20 protein-coding genes, 6 pseudogenes and 1 other annotated feature are annotated in these 15,782 nt (G+C 31.9%); of the genes and pseudogenes, 24 read left to right on the top strand and 2 right to left on the bottom strand.

The features are described from left to right. Positions 1 to 9 precede the first annotated feature (9 nt). Positions 10 to 204: a binding site (T-box leader), on the top strand. Positions 205 to 288: 84 nt separating this feature from the next. The 24 genes and pseudogenes from metG (at position 289) to PL321_RS05805 (ending at position 14,951) form a co-directional block, all read left to right on the top strand. Further along, a pseudogene (metG, locus tag PL321_RS05905) lies at positions 289 to 2,218 on the top strand (methionine--tRNA ligase). Between the two features lie 11 nt (positions 2,219 to 2,229). Then, a pseudogene (locus PL321_RS05900) lies at positions 2,230 to 2,977 on the top strand (TatD family hydrolase). A gap of 264 nt (positions 2,978 to 3,241) precedes the next feature. Next, a complete protein-coding gene (locus PL321_RS05895; protein WP_273963834.1) occupies positions 3,242 to 3,895 on the top strand; it encodes a ubiquitin-like domain-containing protein in 654 nt (217 codons plus the stop codon). Positions 3,896 to 3,972: 77 nt separating this feature from the next. Next, positions 3,973 to 4,278 (top strand): 3D domain-containing protein, encoded by a 306-nt coding sequence (locus PL321_RS05890; RefSeq protein WP_273963833.1) that lies wholly within the window; start codon positions 3,973 to 3,975, stop codon positions 4,276 to 4,278. A gap of 70 nt (positions 4,279 to 4,348) precedes the next feature. Then, positions 4,349 to 4,889 (top strand): annotated as a pseudogene (rnmV, locus tag PL321_RS05885) (ribonuclease M5). Continuing rightward, positions 4,889 to 5,736: pseudogene (gene rsmA, locus PL321_RS05880) on the top strand (16S rRNA (adenine(1518)-N(6)/adenine(1519)-N(6))-dimethyltransferase RsmA). Before rnmV ends, rsmA begins: the two co-directional pseudogenes overlap by 1 nt. Positions 5,737 to 5,830: 94 nt before the next feature. Beyond that, complete coding sequence (locus PL321_RS05875) at positions 5,831 to 6,286, top strand: DUF7922 domain-containing protein (RefSeq protein WP_443110752.1); 456 nt, start codon at positions 5,831 to 5,833, stop codon at positions 6,284 to 6,286. A 53-nt stretch (positions 6,287 to 6,339) separates the two neighbouring features. Next, positions 6,340 to 6,876: a hypothetical protein gene (locus PL321_RS05870; RefSeq protein ID WP_273963831.1), complete on the top strand. Its 537-nt coding sequence runs from the start codon at positions 6,340 to 6,342 to the stop codon at positions 6,874 to 6,876. 62 nt (positions 6,877 to 6,938) lie between these two features. Further along, positions 6,939 to 7,313 carry a hypothetical protein gene (locus tag PL321_RS05865; RefSeq protein ID WP_273963830.1) on the top strand — a complete coding sequence of 125 codons (375 nt, stop codon included), beginning with the start codon at positions 6,939 to 6,941 and terminating at the stop codon, positions 7,311 to 7,313. Between the two features lie 194 nt (positions 7,314 to 7,507). Beyond that, positions 7,508 to 7,903 carry a hypothetical protein gene (locus tag PL321_RS05860; RefSeq protein WP_273963829.1) on the top strand — a complete coding sequence of 132 codons (396 nt, stop codon included), beginning with the start codon at positions 7,508 to 7,510 and terminating at the stop codon, positions 7,901 to 7,903. A gap of 31 nt (positions 7,904 to 7,934) precedes the next feature. Continuing rightward, positions 7,935 to 8,270, top strand: a complete 336-nt coding sequence (locus PL321_RS19695; protein WP_337960971.1) for a prolipoprotein diacylglyceryl transferase — start codon at positions 7,935 to 7,937, stop codon at positions 8,268 to 8,270. Positions 8,271 to 8,272: 2 nt separating this feature from the next. Continuing rightward, positions 8,273 to 8,419, top strand: coding sequence for a prolipoprotein diacylglyceryl transferase family protein (locus PL321_RS19690; protein ID WP_337960970.1), 147 nt, complete (start codon positions 8,273 to 8,275; stop codon positions 8,417 to 8,419). 41 nt (positions 8,420 to 8,460) lie between these two features. Further along, entirely contained in the window at positions 8,461 to 8,685 is a 225-nt protein-coding gene (locus PL321_RS19685; protein WP_337960969.1) for a prolipoprotein diacylglyceryl transferase family protein, read from the top strand. Between the two features lie 92 nt (positions 8,686 to 8,777). Beyond that, the gene (locus PL321_RS05850) at positions 8,778 to 9,125 is read left to right on the top strand and encodes a GNAT family N-acetyltransferase (RefSeq protein ID WP_337960968.1); all 348 of its coding nucleotides are present in this window, start codon (positions 8,778 to 8,780) and stop codon (positions 9,123 to 9,125) included. Positions 9,126 to 9,262: 137 nt separating this feature from the next. Continuing rightward, positions 9,263 to 9,433, top strand: a complete 171-nt coding sequence (locus tag PL321_RS05845) for a hypothetical protein (RefSeq protein WP_273963828.1) — start codon at positions 9,263 to 9,265, stop codon at positions 9,431 to 9,433. A gap of 326 nt (positions 9,434 to 9,759) precedes the next feature. Continuing rightward, positions 9,760 to 10,008 carry a hypothetical protein gene (locus tag PL321_RS05840; RefSeq protein ID WP_273963827.1) on the top strand — a complete coding sequence of 83 codons (249 nt, stop codon included), beginning with the start codon at positions 9,760 to 9,762 and terminating at the stop codon, positions 10,006 to 10,008. Positions 10,009 to 10,061: 53 nt separating this feature from the next. After that, positions 10,062 to 10,460: a hypothetical protein gene (locus PL321_RS05835; RefSeq protein ID WP_273963826.1), complete on the top strand. Its 399-nt coding sequence runs from the start codon at positions 10,062 to 10,064 to the stop codon at positions 10,458 to 10,460. Between the two features lie 71 nt (positions 10,461 to 10,531). Further along, a complete protein-coding gene (locus PL321_RS05830; RefSeq protein WP_273963825.1) occupies positions 10,532 to 10,660 on the top strand; it encodes a hypothetical protein in 129 nt (42 codons plus the stop codon). A 191-nt stretch (positions 10,661 to 10,851) separates the two neighbouring features. Then, on the top strand, positions 10,852 to 11,007 hold the full coding sequence (locus tag PL321_RS05825; RefSeq protein ID WP_273963824.1) for a hypothetical protein: 156 nt from the start codon (positions 10,852 to 10,854) through the stop codon (positions 11,005 to 11,007). A 5-nt stretch (positions 11,008 to 11,012) separates the two neighbouring features. Further along, on the top strand, positions 11,013 to 11,099 hold the full coding sequence (locus tag PL321_RS21065; protein WP_443110751.1) for a winged helix-turn-helix transcriptional regulator: 87 nt from the start codon (positions 11,013 to 11,015) through the stop codon (positions 11,097 to 11,099). A gap of 618 nt (positions 11,100 to 11,717) precedes the next feature. Beyond that, on the top strand, positions 11,718 to 12,356 hold the full coding sequence (locus PL321_RS05820) for an efflux RND transporter periplasmic adaptor subunit (RefSeq protein ID WP_273963823.1): 639 nt from the start codon (positions 11,718 to 11,720) through the stop codon (positions 12,354 to 12,356). Positions 12,357 to 12,402: 46 nt separating this feature from the next. Further along, positions 12,403 to 13,044 (top strand): ABC transporter ATP-binding protein, encoded by a 642-nt coding sequence (locus PL321_RS05815; protein ID WP_273964430.1) that lies wholly within the window; start codon positions 12,403 to 12,405, stop codon positions 13,042 to 13,044. Positions 13,045 to 13,056: 12 nt separating this feature from the next. Next, positions 13,057 to 14,262, top strand: a pseudogene (locus PL321_RS05810) (ABC transporter permease). A gap of 500 nt (positions 14,263 to 14,762) precedes the next feature. Next, positions 14,763 to 14,951 (top strand): ferredoxin, encoded by a 189-nt coding sequence (locus PL321_RS05805; protein ID WP_273963822.1) that lies wholly within the window; start codon positions 14,763 to 14,765, stop codon positions 14,949 to 14,951. 195 nt (positions 14,952 to 15,146) lie between these two features. On the opposite strand, the gene PL321_RS05800 is transcribed toward PL321_RS05805, so the two are convergent. Then, positions 15,147 to 15,440: a sensor histidine kinase gene (locus PL321_RS05800; RefSeq protein ID WP_273963821.1), complete on the bottom strand. Its 294-nt coding sequence runs from the start codon at positions 15,438 to 15,440 to the stop codon at positions 15,147 to 15,149. A 72-nt stretch (positions 15,441 to 15,512) separates the two neighbouring features. Continuing rightward, a pseudogene (locus PL321_RS21060) lies at positions 15,513 to 15,731 on the bottom strand (histidine kinase dimerization/phospho-acceptor domain-containing protein); the annotation flags it as partial. Positions 15,732 to 15,782 lie beyond the last annotated feature (51 nt).

The raw sequence follows: 15,782 nt of genomic DNA, 5'->3' as shown, positions 1-15,782 counted from the left end.
TTAATAATGTTAAATGCTTTGAAGGAGAGAGTAGCATAATACCGTGTCAAAGAGAGCTGGGGTAGGTGAAAGCCAGCGGCATAGGGTTATGTGAAGATGGCTCTGGAGCACAGCAGTCGATATGTAGGCTGTTGCGGCATTGCCGTTATCCAAATTAAGGCCGTAAGGCGAAGTAGGGTGGTACCGCGATACCTCGCCCCTATATGGGGTGAGGTTTATTTTTTATATTTTTATTTAAAATAGAAAAACAAATACTAACATAAAAGATAAAAGAAGGGAGAGAAGAGTATGGAAAACAAGAGATTTTACATTACAACCCCAATTTATTATCCAAGTGATAAACTACACATAGGAAATACCTATACAACTGTTGCAGCAGATGCACTGGCAAGGTTTAAAAGATTAACAGGATATGATGTTATGTTTTTAACAGGAACTGATGAACACGGACAAAAGATACAAAGAATAGCAGAAAAAATGGTGTTACTCCAAAAGAGTACGTTGATAAGATTGTTGCGTCAATAAAAGAGCTTTGGAAGACTATGAACATATCCTATGATAAATTTATAAGAACAACAGATGATTGTCACGAAAGAGCAGTTCAGTTTATATTTAAAAAGCTGTATGATAAGGGAGATATATATAAGGGGTATTATGAGGGATGGTACTGTACACCTTGTGAATCCTTCTTTACAGAAACACAGCTTAAGGATGGTAAGTGCCCAGACTGTGGAAGAGATGTAGAGTGGACAAAAGAAGAGGCATATTTCTTTAAACTTTCAAAGTATCAAGATAGACTATTAAAATACATAGAAGAACATCCAGAGTTTATACAACCTGAAAGTAGAAAAAATGAAATGATAAATAACTTCTTAAAACCAGGACTTGAAGATTTGTGCGTTTCAAGAACATCCTTTACTTGGGGAGTTCCTGTTGAGTTTGATCCAAAACACGTTGTATATGTTTGGATAGATGCCCTTGCAAACTACATAACTGCATTAGGATATGGAAGCCAAGACGACACATTATATAAAAAGTATTGGCCAGCAGATGTTCACTTGGTTGGTAAGGACATTATAAGATTCCACACAATAATATGGCCAATAATGCTAATGGCACTTGATCTACCACTTCCAAAGCAGGTGTTTGGACACGGATGGCTACTTGTTGATGGCGGAAAGATGTCAAAGTCTAAGGGAAATGTTGTAGACCCTGTTGTTCTTACAGAACATTTTGGTGTTGATGCAGTAAGATATTATCTTTTAAGAGAAATACCCTTTGGTCAAGATGGACAATTTACAAATGAAATGTTCATAAAGAGAATAAATTCAGACCTTGCAAATGACTTAGGTAACCTTGTATCAAGAACACTAACAATGGTTGAAAAGTACTTTGATGGAGAAGTTTCAAGAGGACAAGAAGGAGAATATGATGATGAATTAAAGACTCTTGCATTAGAAACTCCAAGCAAAGTTGAAGAACTTATGAACAAATATAGAATAAGCGATGCTATGGACGAAATATGGAAGTTAATATCAAGAGCAAATAAATATATAGATGAAACAATGCCTTGGGTTCTTGCAAAGGATGAAAATAACAAGGAGAGACTTAAGGAAGTTTTATACAACTTATCAGAGTCAATAAGATTTGTTACAACTCTATTACAACCATTTATGCCTGATACAGCAGAAAAGATTAAAATTCAATTTAATTTTGAAGACTTAACTTGGGATTCTATAAAGACTTTTGGTAATATAAACAGCGGAACAAAGGTAAAAGAGGAGAGCTACTATTCCCAAGAATAGATGTTGCAAAGAAGCTTGAGGAATTTGAAAAATTAAATAAAAAGGAAGAAAAGAAGGAGGAAAAGAAGATGGAACCTATAAAGAGTGAAATAACAATCGATGATTTCTCAAAAATAGATTTAAGAGTTGCAAAGGTTTTAGAGTGTGAAAAAATAGAAGGAGCAGACAAACTACTTAAACTAAAGGTTGATTTAGGTGGAGAACAAAGACAGGTTGTCTCTGGTATAGCAAAGCACTTTAAGCCTGAAGAACTTATAGGGAAAAATGTAATATTAGTTGCAAACCTAAAGCCTGTTAAGTTAAGAGGAGTTGATTCCTACGGAATGATTTTAGCAGCTTCAACTTCAGATAAGGAAAAACTTGTTCTTGCTACAGTTGACGGTGACATTGAAGTTGGTGCACAAGTTAAGTAAGGAGTGATAACTTGATATTCGATACACACGCACACTATGATGATGAAGCCTTCAATCAAGATAGAGAAGAGGTTATTGATAAACTAAAAAAGCAGGTGTTGGTCTTGTTTTAAACTGCGGTGCAAGTATTGAAGGATGTTTTAATACAGTAGAACTTGTACAAAAGTATGACTTTTCTACGGTGCTGTAGGACTTCATCCCCACGAAGCAGAAAATAAGAATGATTTAAATATAGTTGGAGACTTACTTTCAAAGAACAAGATAGTAGCAGTTGGAGAAATAGGACTTGATTATTACTATCCCCACGATAGGGAAAAACAAAAGAGATTATTTAGAGAACAGATGGATTTAGCAAAGCAATTAAATAAGCCAGTTGTAATTCACGATAGAGATGCCCACGAGGATACATTAAAAATTATTAAGGAATTTAAGGGAGTTAATGGAGTTTTGCACTGCTATTCAGGAAGCTATGAATTTGCAAAAGAAGTTGTAAAACTTGGATATTTCTTAGGTTTTACAGGAGTGGTTACCTTTAAAAATGCTAAAAAGACAGTAGAGGTTGTACAAAATATACCACTTGAATATATTTTAGTTGAAACAGATTGCCCATATATGGCACCAGAGCCTAATAGGGGTAAGAGAAATGACTCTTCATATTTAATTTATGTAATAGATAAAATTGCAAAGATAAAGGGACTTGATTATAAAAAGGTCGAAGAGGCTACATATAACAACGGTTTAAGGGCTTTTAATATATAAGCCCTTAAATTAATTTTGTAAGAAATACAAAAAGTTAACTTTCAGGTTTTATTTTTGAAATTTTTGTATATAATATTAACAAGTTGCCTCCGTGCTGGGAATAGAGTGTATAAATGCAATTATTTATGTTCATAATTTTTATATATAGTATGCCAAGTATAGGCATTTAAAATTTTCCAGCTTGGGAAGCTGGGGCATTTGACAAATTATGTCGAAATGTGTATAATGTGATAGTTGTCCCTGGTCCCATAAGGAGGTGTTAATATGTACAAATTGACCTCTAAGGTAAAGACTAGGATAGTCGGAAATCCCAGGTTTCTTGGCATTTTAACCGCCTGTGTGGTTACCTTTTTAATTCTTTATGTTCAATCAGAAAAAACAGTAACAATTGTAGATGGTAAGGAAGTTGTTAAGGTAGCTACCTTTAAGGTAAAGGTTAAGGATGTCTTAGTATCTTGTAATGTTAATGTAGGAGACAAGGATAAGGTTGCACCTGGGCTTGACAGCAAAGTAGAAGATGATATGGTTATAAATATAAAAAGAGCAGTTCCAGTTACCATACAGCTTGATGGTAAGGTAATAACAGTAAATACTGCTCAAGACAAGGTAGAAGACGTACTACAGGAAGAAGGAATAGTCCTAAATGAAAAGGACAAGGTTTCTCCATCTTTAACATCTAAGGTAGAACAAGGAACCAATATCAAAATAACAAGGGTAGAGGAAAAGATTATTACAACAACAGAAAGAATTCCTTATACAATAGTAAGGAAGGCAAATAATAACCTTGCAAAGGGGACAACCGAAGTTCTTCAGGATGGTCAAGATGGAGAAAAGGAAATTGTAACAAAGGTAGTATATGAAGATGGCAAAGAGATTACAAGACAAGTCGTAGCACAAAATGTAAAAAGGCTCCAGTAAATAAGGTTATAGCATATGGAACTCTTGCTTGGATATCAAGAGGTGAAAGTAAGATATTTTATGTTCAAAAGTTTAGAATGAGAGCAACCTGTTATACTTCAAGCTATGAAGATACAGGTAAAATGCCTGGAAGTCCTGGATTTGGAAGAACTGCAACAGGTACATTTGCAAGAAGAGATGAAGATGGTTATAGTACAGTTGCAGTTGATCCTAAAGTAATACCACTTGGAACAAAGCTTTATATACCGGGCTATGGTTTTGCTATAGCCGAAGACACAGGTGGTGCAATTAAGGGGAATAAGATTGACCTTTATTTTAATCCAGGAAGCCGTGAGTACAGAACCTGGGGAGTTAGATATGTTGATGTTTATGTTTTAAAATAAGGTGGATTTCCACCTTATTTTTTGTATAATTATTAGGTTGTGTAGAAGTATAATAAAAGAGGTGTTTAATTTGATTAAGGAAGTTATAGTTGTTGAAGGAAGAGATGATTTAATAAAAGTAAAACAGGCTGTTGATGCAGATGTCATAGTAACAAGTGGTTTTGGAATTACTGAAAAAACAATAGAAAGAATAAGGGAAGCTCAAAAACGAGGGAGTCATAATTTTTACGGATCCTGACTATGCAGGTGAAAAAATTAGAAGGACTATTTCAGAAAGGGTAAAGGGATGTAAACACGCCTATATGCCAAGGGATAGAGCATATAAAAATGGGGATATAGGAGTTGAAAATGCAAGCATAGAGAGTATAAGGGAAGCGTTAAATAAGGTTCAAACAGAGGTTGAAAATCCTAAAATAGAGTTTACTATGGAGGATATGATAAAATACGGTCTTGTTGATACAAAGAATGCATCAGAGCTTAGAGGTGACGTTGGAAAGATTTTAGGTATAGGATATGGAAATGCAAAGCAATTTCTTAATAGATTAAATAGATACGGTATAAAAAGAGAAGAGTTTGAATTGGCTGTTAATAAGGCAAAGGAGGGGAAATAATGAGTCTTGCATCCAAAACTAAAGATATAGTTAAACATTTTGAGTTTAAATTTAGTAAAAGTTTAGGTCAAAACTTTTTAATAGATCAAAACATATTAAATAAAATAGTTGACTCTGCAGAACTTGATGAAAACAGCACAGCAATTGAGATAGGTCCTGGTATTGGAGTTTTAACTCAGGAGATGGCAAGAAGGTGTAAAAAGTAGTAGCAGTAGAGATAGATGATACATTAATTCCTATCTTAAAGGAAACTTTAGGGAATTTTGAAAATATTAAAATAGTACATAATGATGCACTTAAGGTTGATTTTACTAAACTTATACAGGAGGAGAACTTAGAGAACATTAAGCTTGTTGCAAATTTACCCTACTACGTTACAACGCCTATATTAACAAAGGTTCTTATGGAAAAATTACCTCTAAAATCAATCATAGTTATGATTCAAAAGGAAGTTGCAGATAGAATAGTTGCAAAGCCAGGAACAAAGGAATATGGTTCACTATCAATACTTGTTCAATACTATTGTGATGTACATAAAGTATGTAAAGTTTCAAGAAACTGTTTTGTACCTCCTCCAAAGGTTGAATCGAGTGTAATAAAAATGGAGTTAAGACCACCTAAATATTATGTTGAAGATGAAGATTTATTTTTTAACGTAGTAAGACACGCCTTTAATATGAGAAGAAAAACACTTTTTAATGCTCTAAAGCCAATAGGACTTAGAGAAGAGGACCTCCACAATGTATTTATTGAGACTGATATTGATGAATTGCGTAGAGGAGAAACATTAAGTATTGAAGAATTTGCTAAACTTTCTAATATAATTTATACAAAACTAAAAAAATAAGGACAATTTTCCGGTTAATGTTCATATACTATAATGATGAACATTAACTGGGAGGTATAATGGTGTCTGCTAAAAAAGTTATAGTAGATATTTCATAATATTACAGGAAGAGGACAAAGGCTTTGGTATGGCTATAGATAAGCAGCCAACAGGATACACAAAGATAGAAAATAAAAATGGTAAATGTAAAATTACCGTTTATGTACAAAATTTGATAAAGGAAAAGGGACCCTATGTATGCTATTTAATTGATACAACAAAGAATCCACTTTATACAGCAAGGCTTGGGGAGGTTCCAGTTGATGATACAGGAAGAGGAGAAATTTGGTGGGAGTATAGGGAGGATAATGTAGCAGATACAGGTCTTAATGTCGATAAATTTAATGTGTCGACAATTGTTGTAGAATCAGAAGAAACCAGCTTCCCGCTTGTAGGATATGTGGGAAAAGAAAGGGCAAGCTTCAAGGATAGGTTTGTAGTTAAAAGAGAACAGCAGAAGAACCTAAAGAAGAGGTTGAAGTTAAAGTTGAAGTTAAAGATGAAGTTTTAGATAAGGAAGCAGCAAAGTTTATTGAGTATGAAAACGAGATAAAGAAAGAGGCTATGAAGGTTGAAGAGGAAAAGAAGGAAAAAAGGGAAGAGGAAGATACAATTTATGATGAAGCAGCACAGGTAGAACTTTTAAGAAGTGAAGAACTCAAAACAAAGAAACAGCAAAAACACGCAAACTACTTTGAGGAGATACTTAGAGATTTTGAAGAAGTAGAGGGAATTACTGAAGAATATCAAAGTTGTAGATGGTGGAAGGTTAAGTTAGATTACGATATTAAATTAAAAGAGAATAAATACTATCCTTATTACTGTGCAATATACCATATAAAGATGGCATATCCTTATATCAACTACTTGAAGTACTGCAAAAATACAGGATACTATTATTTTGGAATAAAGTATGATAAAGATGGAGAGGTTAAATATCTATTATATGGTATAGAAGGCGATAATGATGTAAAGTCACAGCCCTATAGTGGAATGACAGGCTTTATAAAATGGATAAAGATAAAGGATAAAGGAATGTGGGTTATGACTTATAACCCCTACAATGGATGCATTATGATACCTAAGCCAAAGGATAAGTAGATTATAAGCCCCATAGAGTAAAGCTCAAATGGGGCTTTTAAGTTTTGTTTAGGAGGGGTTTTATGGGAAAAAATAAAATATTTATTATATGTTTTATATTTATAGTTGTTTTTGCTTTATCCTTAAAATGGACATCAATTTTTAAAATGTATAAAGTTAGTACAAACCTGAATATAAGAAATTTTAAAGAGATAAAATTAGAAAGGTATGGTATAATATATTATCTACCAGATGATTATGAGCTTATAGAAATTAATTTCGAAGATAATGAAGTTCTATATCATTCAGATTTTAAATCAAAGGATAGTATTGTAAGAGGTATTGTTGAAGTATTAAACATTAAAAACTTGGAGGCATATTTAGAAAATTCCAAAAAAGTGCAACTGGAGCAGTTGATTTTAAGTTTTTTAATATTTACAATAAAAGGTAGCAAATAGAGAGGGATATTTAGTTGAATATGTAAGAAGGGGAAACGATAACAAATTCTACAGGGCTTATGAGTATTTTATAAGGACAAATAAGGGATATGTTTTTAGAATTAGCTTTTTATAAGAGATGAATTTTATAACGATAAGTTTTATAATTTATTTGAGGAGATTGTCAATAAAACTATTATAAGATGAGGTGTATTATGGATAAACAACAAAAGATATTTTTAATAAAGAAAAGAATTAAATTTATACTTAAGGCATCCTTTGCTACTGCCGTGATATTGTCTTTGATATCCAGTCTATATGCACTAATAAGTCATAAAGATATATTCAAAAATATATATACTACACTTTACTATTTTGGTGGTTTTAGTATGATATTGGCTGTACCTCAACTTTATAAGAGAAATGAAGAGGGAAAGCTAAGAAAGATTAGAAGAAAAAGTCCTCTTTATGGGTTTTATGATATTAAGGAAAATCCATATACTGAGGAGGCTATGGAGGAGGCTTTTGAAGAATTTAGAGAGGATGGTTTTTATACAGGTATATCAATATTTTTGTATTCTGGTATAATCTTATTAATAGCTTTTTATTAGAAAAGTTATATATTCTAAGGGGTAAGGTGTTATGCATCCAATATTATTTAGAGTGGGCAATATAGTTATATACAGCTATGGGTTTATGATAGCTTTTGGTATTCTATCAGCAGTAATTATAAGTATGTATAGGGCAAGAAAAGTGGGCATAGAGGATGATGTAGTTCTCGATATTGCAATCTATGGAGTTATAGGTGGAGTTATAGGTGCAAAACTTTTATTTATAATAGCAGAGGCACCCTATGTTATTAAAAACCCTGTTGTTTTAAAGGATATGATAAAGGGTGGTTTTGTAGTTTATGGAGGTTTAATAGGCGGAGTTTTAGCGGCATATATATATTGTAAGAAAAAAAGGTCGATTTTTTAAAAATGTTTGATGTAGCAGCACCAGCTATTGCAGTAGCACAAGGTTTTGGTAGAATTGGATGTTTTGCAGCAGGTTGTTGTTATGGTAAGGAGACAACAAGTGCATTAGGAGTAGTATTTAAAAACTCCCCTTTGCACCAAATGGTGTAAGACTTATACCTACACAGCTCATTTCAAGTTTAGGTAACTTTTTGATTGCAGGGTTACTTATTTATTATTCGAAAAAGGCAAAACATAGGGGACAAGTAGCCGGTCTTTATATGATATTATATAGTGTAGGAAGGTTTATGGTTGAATTTTTAAGAAATGATCCAAGAGGAAATGTATTGTTTTTATCGACGTCACAATTTATTTGTATATTTGTTTTTATAATTGGACTTTTAGTATATAATAATGACAAGTTTAAAAGAGGCTAAGGTGATAAAACAATGATGATTTATGAGCTTAAGAACGGAAAAAACTTGGTATTAGACGTGCAGAGGAGAGAGATGCAAAGGAACTTGTTGCAATGTATAATAAACTGGGTACAGAGTCAGATAACTTAACCTTTGGTATGGATGATTATTATCTGAATTACGACCAAGAAAAAAATTTGATATATAATCTAAATAGTAGAGATAACTGTCTATATATAGTTGCAATTTTAGATGGTAAAATAATAGGTAATTTAAGCTTTGTTGCTTCTCAAAGAAAAAGGCTTATGCATAGAGGAGAACTTGGGATTGCTGTACTTAAGGATTATTGGAATATTGGAGTTGGAAACAGCCTAATGGATTATTTTATTAAATGGGCCCAAAGTACAGAAAAAATAAAAAAGTGGAACTTCAGGTTAGAGATGATAATATGTCTGCGATAAGTTTATACCTAAAATGGGGTTTTAAATTTGAGGGAAAAATATCTCGTGGTATAATGGTTAATGGAAAGTACTATGATTTGTACTATATGGGAAGAACAATAGGATGGTGATAAATTGAAAAAATTTGTATCTTTCTTTTGACACTTTTTATGGTAATGACTACATCCTGTAGTACCTTTAAACATATAAACCCAAAGATTGAGAGTAAAATAAAAAGAGAAACAAAATACGAAAGGATTATTGTTACAAGTACAAGGCTGGCAGGAAGATATACAATGTTTGATGAATCTTCAATAAAAGATTCTTAGGTAAGATATATCAAGCAAAGGATTTGACGGTTGAAGCTAACTTTGAACCGGATTTCTTTATTGAGTTTTACGATGCAAACAAAAAGTAGCAAGCTTTAAGTATATTGCAGGTATTACCGATGATACACAGCCAAATCTCATTGATGAGGATGGAAACAGATATTATGTGGATAATAGCATAGAGGATGAATTTATAAAAAGAATAATGAAAAAGAGATGTTTGCAGGAGCAAAAGAATACTATGTTTCTCTATTAGATGATGTTGTAGAAAGGATACCTAAAAAGCTACTGAAAATAAAGTTTATATCGATATAAACAAAGATTATATGGTTACCAAATACCTAACAAGTGTTGATATGTATAATATATTCGATTCAATAAAGAATAAATCAGTAGAAATAGTTGACAGTGCTGATAAGGCAGATTATGTTATTTCAGTAGTTACAAACACATATAATGATACAAAGGTAGCAGCAAATGTTAGCATAAGAGATAGAAATAATGCAGTTCAAAGGCTTTTCTATGAAGGAAATAGAGTAGGGAATAAGATAACGTATTTTATTAAGAATAAGTAGAATAATAGCTTCATATCTATAGATATGAAGCTATTATTTTTGTAGGTGGTGTTATGAAGTATATTAAGGTATTTGTAATTGGAACTATACTTACTATTACTGTTTTAACAATCCTATATCTTACAAAAATAGCAAGGAGAGTACAGGAGTATACCTTTGCTGTAAATGACGGTTTTAAAATTGTACTCTATACTTCAAGTAGTAATAGTTTTAATGACGGAAGTATGAAGGAAATTTTAAACTACATAGAAACATCTCAAAATGGATTAGGTGTGGAATTTATTAACTTAGGTTATTTAAGGGATAAAAAATTGATAGACAAAAAGTTAATAAATATAACAAAGGAAAATGGAAAATATATCATATTAGATTTATGTGTAAACGATAAAATGGTAAATAAAGATACTATACTTTTAAGGGTAGAAAAAATGAAAATTATGATGACAACATAAATTATGCTAAAAATATAAGAGATATTTTAAATAAAGATAGAGTAAATATATTAGGAGAAAGTAAGTGCTATATGCAGGAGTTTGGAGATAGAGCACTAAGAATAGAGCTTAGTAATAAACTTACAATAAATGAGGCAAAGAAGTTAGTTGATAAGATTATGTATGCAATATACAAAACTATAACAGATGGAGAGATATAAATTTTTATAGTGAGGCTGGTTAAGAAAATTGTTTTAATAAGCCCTTTGAAGGATTTGTCATTTCCTTCAAAGGGCAATTTATAAGCTTAACATCTGTATGGTTGTGAATATTCTGAAATGTATTGTAAAAATGTTCAGACAATGATAAAATATTTCGTAGGCGAAACGTTTTTGCGGAAAGGGATGATTAAATGACAAAACAAAAGATCATAATGATATTTGAACTATTTAGAAATATAAATAGAAATATTAATAAGAAAATAGACTGCAGACTTGGTTGCTTGAAATTTAACCCTACATCTATACATATTTTGATACAACTTATGAATGGTGATAAAAAACATTAAAGGAGTTGAGTGTAGGTACTGGCCTTGCAAATAGTACAGTATCTGAGGCGGTGGATAGATTAGAAAGGGATGGCTTGGTTAAAAAGAAGTAGATACGATTGATAGAAGGAGGGTATTAATATCTGTAACAGATAAAGCACTATCATATAAGAGAGAGTTTGAAGAAAAAAACTTAAAAATTCTTCAGGATATATTAAAGGATATTTCTGATGAAGACTTAAACTGCATATTAAATGGATTAACTATACTAAATGAAATTGTAAAGGAGAGGAGCTAAAAATGAAAAAAAGGGGTTAGTTATTACATTTCTTATTTTGGCGTTTTTCTATTTACAATCTTTGCTTTAAAAAGGGTGCACAAAAACCAATTGAGGTTAAGACAGCAAAGGTTGAGGTAGGGGATATTACTGCAAGCTTTTCAAGTAGTGGTGTTGTTGAATCTAAAACTAAAAGGAATATTATGCACTAAATACAGGTAAAGTTCTAAAGGTATATGTTAAGGAATCAGATAAGGTTAAAAAGGGGACATTCTTATTGAATTTGAGGTTCAGGATATGTCAAATCAGTTAAAAACAGCTCAACTTCAATATGAAAGTGCAAAAATCCAGCTTGAAAATTTGAAAAACAAAAGGAAAATGCGTTAGTTGCATTGCCACAAAATCAAACACTTTCAATAGATGATCAAATAAAGTTGCAAGAAACCAAGTAGAGATGGCCAGGATAAACGTTGAAAACATTAAGCAAGCAATAGCTAAACAACAAAAATACATAAAGGCAGACTCAGATGGTGTTGTAACCCAAATAAACGTAAAGGAGGGAGCTCCTGCACCTATGCAGCTTCCTACTGTTGTTATTGAGGATTTAAACAACCTAAGAGTTGTAGTAAACATAAATCAATATGATGTAAACAAAATTAAAGAAGGACAAGAGGCCTATGTAAAATTCCTTGATAATTCTATAAAGGGAAGAGTTTCATCTGTTGCAAAATCAGCCATAAAGACAATGTCGGCATCTGGAAGTGACACTGTTGTTAAGGCCTATGTTGATTTGATAGAGGGTTCAGAAATAATAAAACCAAACTTTGATGTAGATGTTGAGATAAAAATATCAGAAAAAACAGGCGTTTTGAAGATACCAAATGAAGCACTAATACAAGACAAAGAGAATAGAGTGGGAGTATTTGTATTAGAAAATGATGTTGTAAGAAATGTAGACATTAAAATAGGTCTTCAAAATGATTTTGAGACTGAAGTTCTAAGCGGATTAAAGAGTGGGGATAAAGTAGTTTTAAATCCACCTGCAACCTTAAAGGATGGAGTAAAAGTTATAGATAAGGATGTGAAAAGATGATAGAGATAGTGGGGCTTAAAAATCCTACAAACTTTTATCCGATGACATTGAGGTACTAAAGGGAGTTGATTTAAGAATAGAAAAGGGAGAGTATGTTGCAATAATGGGACCGTCGGGGTCAGGCAAATCAACTCTTATGAATATATTAGGGTGTTTAGATAGACCAAGTTCAGGTAAATATATACTAAATGGTAGTGATGTTTCAAAGTTAAACGACAATGAACTTGCAAAGATAAGAAATAGAGAAATAGGCTTTGTTTTTCAGGCCTTTAATTTATTACCAAGGTTATCTGCCCTTGAGAATGTAGAACTACCTTTAATATATGCAGGAGTTAGACTTACAGATAGAAGAAAAATGGCAAAGGAAGCATTAGATAGAGTGGGATTATCAGATAGAATGCATCACAAACCTAATGAGTTATCAGGGGGACAAAAACAGAGGGTTGCAATCGCAAGGGCAATTGTTACTAATCCTTCTGTACTTATGGCAGATGAACCGACAGGAAATTTGGATTCTAAGTCAAGTGAAGAGATTATGAAGATATTCCAGACTTTAAATGAAGAAGGTTCAACTATAGTAATGGTTACTCACGAAAATGATATTGCAAATCATACCAAAAGAATAGTGAGAATTAAGGACGGTTTAATTTTAAATGATAAACAGGTTCAAAACAGAACAGTACTATAGGTAGGTGAAAGTATGAACATATTTGAGAGCTTTAAGGTTGCAATAGAAAGTGTTTTGGCCAATAAATTGAGGTCATTTCTTACAATGCTTGGAATAATAATAGGTATATCATCTGTTATTACAATTGTTGCAATAGGCAAGGGAGGACAAAAGAGAATAACTTCAGAGTTTGAAGATATAGGAGTGAATGTAATAGAGGTTAAAGTTGATAATAACACACAGCTTTCATCAAAGGACTATTTTACATTAAATGATGTAAAGGAGATAAAAAATAGAATTGATGAAGTTAAAAATGTTGCTCCGCTTGTTCAAAGGCCAGCAACTGCTAAGTTTGAAAGGGCCACAAAGAGAGCTATACTTGTAGGTACAACAAATGAATATGCATCTATTTATAATGTAGACATATTATATGGAAGGTTTTTAAACGAAAGGGACTCTCTTCTTGGGAGAAATGTTGCTGTAATTGACAATGTAAGTGCAAAAAATATTTGGTTATGAGGATTGTGTAGGCAAAACTGTTAAGCTCGGAAGCAGAGATAATTTATTAAATGCAGTTATAGTAGGTGTTTATAAAAATGAGGGTGGAGCCTTTGCAGCGGCCTTTGGAGGCAATATGCCTGTAATTACTATTGTGCCGATTAGTTTTATGCAGAAGGTAATTCCAAATGAATTTACTATAACGCAGATGGATGTTTTAATATCAGATTCTAAAAGTTCTGAAGTTGTTGCAAACAACATTATAAGGTTATTAGAGGCAAGGCACTTTAATAAGGGAAAATATAAGGCAGAAAACTTAGTCAAACAACTTGACCAAGTTAACAATATAATAAACATTTTTACAATGATAATAGGTGCAATTGCAGGAATTTCTTTAGTAGTTGGTGGAATAGGTGTTATGAATATTATGCTTGTTTCGGTTACGGAAAGAACAAGGGAGATTGGAATAAGAAAGGCAATAGGTGCAACCCGCAAAGATATACTTATTCAGTTTTTGATTGAGTCGCTAATACTTTCCTTAATAGGTGGAATCATTGGAATGATGCTTGGAACTTTATTTGCCTATGCAATAGGTGTATTTTTAAAGATAGAACCTACAGTGTCTATTTCAACGGTTTTAATTGCCTTTTTATTCTCATCTGCAGTTGGCATATTTTTGGTATATATCCTGCAAATAAAGCAGCAAAGCTTGATCCAATTGAGGCATTAAGATATGAATGAGATAAAAAGTGGACTATAATTAAGTCCACTTTTTACCTCCTAAAAATCCCTTTTATTTTATCTAAAAAGCTTGTTCCCTTTTTATCAAAATATGATATGTACCATTCAACCACTAAATCCCTTAAGACTGTTTCCCGTCCTTTATACAGTTTTTTAAAGATTCATCCCACATTGATTTAGGGTCTAAGGTTATAATTTTTCTTTTAAATTTATCAACATCATCACAATATGAAAAGACAAGGGCGTCTTTTACTTTCTTCTTAAATTCATCCTCTATATCAAGTCTTTGACTAAGTAATATCTCTATATCCTCTTGTTCTATACTATATCCCGTTTGTTCAAGGCCATAAAGTATCCTGCCAATAAAAACTTCTCAGGTGTTGAAATTTTACTCATAAAATCCTCCTTTAATTATAGATTAAAGATTCTAAGTATATTTTAGGATAGAAAGGGTAAAAAGTAAATTATGTGGTAATAATAAAAGGGAGGAGGGATGATTTATGAAGGCAATTGTTGATAAGGATGCTTGTATAGGCTGTGGACTTTGTCCATCTATCGCACCTGATGTATTTGAAATGGGAGATGATGGGAAGGCCCACGTAATAACCTCAACTGTTCCTGCAGGGTCAGAGGATGCTGCAAAGGAATCAGAATCAAGTTGTCCAGTAAATGCAATAACAGTACAATAAGGTGGCATAGGCCACCTTATATAATATCTGCAAAATATTTTCCCGAATACTCAACTTTTCTAAAATGTTCTTTTATCACTACATTTTTATTATTTAAAATTGTTAAGTTATAACCAGTCATATTATCATTGCTAATAATTTCTATATTTCCATTTAACAACTTTGTGAATTCCTTTGCAATATAAAGGCCTATTCCTAATCCTTCAGTTGTTGGAAGTTTATTGTTTTTGATTTATAGAATTTATCGAATATTTTATCCTTTTCTTCTTCACTAATTGGAGGACCATCATTTAATATAGTTAATTTTAGAGAATCGACTATATCAAGTTTAATATGTATGATTCCCTCATAGTTTGCATATTTTATTGAATTTGAAATTAAGTTTAAAACTATTTGAGTGAATAATCTTTTATCCGTTATGAAGTTTCTTTTATTAGAAAACTCAAAGGATATATCAAGAGACTTTTTATCAAGAGCCTCTTCAGCCATCTCAATTATCTCATCTATAATATAAACTATATCTTCATCTGTATATTCAATATCTATATTTCCGTTTTCAATTTCATTGTATATTATAAGGTTTTCAGATATTTTATTTAGTCTATAGGCATTATTTTCAATTAAAGAGATATATTTAGCATATTCTAAAGGGTTTTTGCGTATTAATTTAGAGGTATTTAAAATGACATTTACAGGTGTTCTAAGTTCGTGGGAAAGATTTACTAAAAAGTCTGTTTTTAAATTGTTTGCAGCATTTAATTCCTCATAGGGTTTTTTAATATTACTTATAACAAAGGTTTTTACTAAAAATAAAAAGAAATTATTTTAAAT

Source organism: Caloramator sp. mosi_1 (assembly GCF_028622835.1).
GTDB lineage: Bacteria > Bacillota > Clostridia > Clostridiales > Caloramatoraceae > Thermobrachium.
This window is presented reverse-complemented; position numbering and strand designations above follow the sequence as displayed.